This window comes from Dapis brunnea BLCC-M229, assembly GCF_050015995.1.
GTDB lineage: Bacteria > Cyanobacteriota > Cyanobacteriia > Cyanobacteriales > Microcoleaceae > Trichodesmium.
Genome location: NZ_JBNHEP010000019.1, coordinates 1 through 3,002 on the forward strand (window position 1 = coordinate 1; position 3,002 = coordinate 3,002).

The 3,002-nt window shown below is 34.6% G+C and carries 3 protein-coding genes and 1 pseudogene; 2 read left to right on the plus strand and 2 right to left on the minus strand.

Annotation, left to right across the window (positions count from 1 at the left end):
• Positions 1 to 237 precede the first annotated feature (237 nt).
• The gene (locus ACP6PM_RS01890; protein WP_426581329.1) at positions 238 to 522 is read left to right on the plus strand and encodes a hypothetical protein; all 285 of its coding nucleotides are present in this window, start codon (positions 238 to 240) and stop codon (positions 520 to 522) included.
• 413 nt (positions 523 to 935) lie between these two features.
• Here the strand turns inward: ACP6PM_RS01890 and ACP6PM_RS01895 are convergent, their stop codons facing one another.
• Together ACP6PM_RS01895 and ACP6PM_RS01900 are read right to left on the minus strand one after the other, a co-directional pair.
• Positions 936 to 1,391 carry a DUF2127 domain-containing protein gene (locus ACP6PM_RS01895; protein ID WP_426581331.1) on the minus strand — a complete coding sequence of 152 codons (456 nt, stop codon included), beginning with the start codon at positions 1,389 to 1,391 and terminating at the stop codon, positions 936 to 938.
• A gap of 310 nt (positions 1,392 to 1,701) precedes the next feature.
• The gene (locus ACP6PM_RS01900; RefSeq protein WP_426581333.1) at positions 1,702 to 2,253 is read right to left on the minus strand and encodes a LeuD/DmdB family oxidoreductase small subunit; all 552 of its coding nucleotides are present in this window, start codon (positions 2,251 to 2,253) and stop codon (positions 1,702 to 1,704) included.
• Between the two features lie 548 nt (positions 2,254 to 2,801).
• On the opposite strand from ACP6PM_RS01900, the pseudogene ACP6PM_RS01905 reads away from it, so the two are divergent.
• Positions 2,802 to 2,951: pseudogene (locus tag ACP6PM_RS01905) on the plus strand (ISAs1 family transposase); the annotation flags it as partial.
• Between the last annotated feature and the right edge of the window lie 51 nt (positions 2,952 to 3,002).

The window sequence follows — 3,002 nt, forward strand, 5'->3', positions numbered from 1 at the left end:
CCCAGGAGGGGAAGTCAGGAGGAATGGGGAATGAGCGAGGAGGCAGGAGGAAAAATTAAGGGATGATTTTTCTGCCATAGTCAATCCAAAATCCTAAATTTTTGAGCTTTTTAGAACGAAAACCTTGTACTTTTTAAAGACCATTACAGTCTAAAATCTTTATCTGTCAATGCTTTTAGATTTAATCAGCAAGCCCTAATTATCAATTATCAATTATCAATTATCCATTATCCATTAATGAATGATGTTTATGCTTTGGCTACTACTTTATATTATTTATTGACAAAAATAGTGCCTACTCCATCTTTTTCTAGAGCAAGTAGAGAAAAAGGTGTTACTTTAAAACCAGCAATAGAAATTAATTATGATATTAATTGGGTTGTTAATCAAGTAATTATGATGGGAATAACTCTCGATCCTAATGATTATAATCGTCCCATAAATATCAAAAAATGGTTAGGTTTATTTGGTGAATTAATTCCTTCAATTGATTCTAATAGCATTTACTTGGAAAATATCTAGAATTAAATTTTCAACTGAGTTAGAATCAGACAGTTGTGTTGATACAGAAAGCAAAGTTGCTCAATTGCCAAAATTACAATTATTTAAAAAAATTGCTAATGCTTTTCCAAGGTATTTTTGAAACAAAATCTTCAAATAATTTAGTTAACTCTAAAAATTCTGAAGTTAATTTACTAAGCCAATCAAAATATAAATCTCCTCAAATTTACAGCCAAAACGAGATTATAGTTTACGAGAAAAAAATATTGCCGATTTACTCATAGCTAGAAATTTACCAGGATTATTTGAAAAGTTATTAGAGCGTAAAGGATTGCAGAAATGTTTTTTCAAGATAAGTAATGACAGGTATTTAAAAAATGTTTTTGGAAAGATGAAAAAAATCTCCGTCTTTCTTTAATGCTTGAAAATAACATTTAGTCTTCAGTCTTGAATTCTCGGATAATAAAAAATAAAAATACGGCTAAATTAAATATAAAAATAGTCAATCTGATGAGAGAAAAATCATGTATTAATTCCTTTACTTCTAAAGGCAATGGTACAGCAACTAATCCTACAAAAAGGATCTTAGACCAAACCTTTTCATACCACAAACCAACTAAGGCGATAATTATCAAACTGCCATAAACTGCTGTATAACGAGCCACTAACTTAAGACTAGGAATATCAGCATTGAGAATTGGTTTTAAAATTAATTCTACTGTCTGAAATTCCCCATTAACCAGATTAATTTCAGCCCAAGTTGCCAGAGTCTCAAAATTTCTCCAGCTCCAGCCAGAAATTAAAGAAATTACCAACATGACAGTTGCAATAATTCCCTTATATAAAATAATGAATTTTAGTCTGGTACGTTCTGGAGATTGAGTTTCCATAAAATTTCAAGCTAAACAATTGGAAATTCTTGAACAATTGAACACTAAAAACAATTGAAAACTAAATAAGGAGAGATAAATTTCTCTCCCATTGACAAGAAAAATTGGTGGTGGTGCATAGTAATGGTAGAGAGAGTTTGGGAAATGTGGGGAGTGTGGGAAGAAATTAAAAAAATATATAGCTAAGAAAAAATTGGTTAGGACAATTACTGATGATGAATCTTATGACCAAGAAATCTTTTTCCAACTCTTCCCTGTTCCCTGTTCCTTGCTATATCTTTACGATTACTATGTAGGACTACCGAAAAATTTAACCTTGCTTTTGAGAAATCATACCTGTTTGACGAGCATAAGCAAAAAGACCTCCAGCATCAATCACAGGTCTTACTTCTCCCAAAGACTTCAACTGATAAGTCTTACCAAGAGTATGATTAGTTAACTGATTTTCTTCAAAATCAATAGTAACTTCCTGACCAGTTTCAAATAACTCACACAGGCGATCGCCAGACTCCCAAGGATATAACTCCCCAGTCGCCGAACAATTGCGGAAAAATATACGAGCATAAGATTGAGCCACTACTGCTTGGACACCAGAAGCGCCTAGGGCAATAGGTGCGTGTTCCCGTGAAGAGCCACAACCAAAATTTTCTCCAGCCACGATAATTGGATAGTGGGTTTTCATTTCTCCTGGTTTAATAAACTTACCGTAGCGATCGGGCAACCCACACAAAGCATAACTTCCTAGCTTATCATATTCATCTGGCTTGGAAGGAACTAATGTTAGATACTCGGCGGGAATAATTTGGTCAGTATCTATATTGTCATCTAATACAAAGATTTTGCCACTTAGGGATTTGGCCATAGTCAATTTCCTGTTTTCTGTTCTGCTGAACTTACCCAAACTTGCCCAAACCTAGGTTTGAGCCTTGGAGACAAGCTTCCTGCTTCACGCATATACCACTGCCCCATGGGCTGTAATCTATCTTCTCCACAGTCTTAAAATCGGTGGAAACTCCGCCTACTGATTTTACAATAACATCGATCTTGACGATCTACTGCCCCATGGGCTGTAACCTATCCTCTCCACAGTCTTAAAATTGGTGGAAACTCCACCTACTGATTTTACAATAACATCGATCTTGACGATCTACGATGATAAATCTTGAAAAAAAGTATGTTTAAGTATCTTTAGGTAAGATTTCAGCTCTTGTTTTTACCAAAAAATAAGGTCTAAAGCCTCCCCTTTTAAGGCAGGGCTGTTTCATTCTCACTAAGCGTGTAGAATTATAGAGTAAGGAGCAGATTTAGTTTGTAAAGTTGGCCAATATACCAATATATGAAAATATATGGAAAAAAGCCTCATTGATTACCTGAAAGAAATACCTGATTTTCGCATAGCAGAGAGGTTGTCGTCACCCCTTATGGCTGATACTGCTGATTATGATTATGGGAATCATAAGTGGTTATTGGGGTTATAGACAGTTAGGAAGATTTACGGAACGCCATCGTTTAACTTTAATTAAACTACTAAATATTCCTCAAGCTCGTGTTCCCTCTTAGAGACTGTTTGTAAAACAAATCTTAAGAAGACCCAGAGCTTTTAGCAGCAAG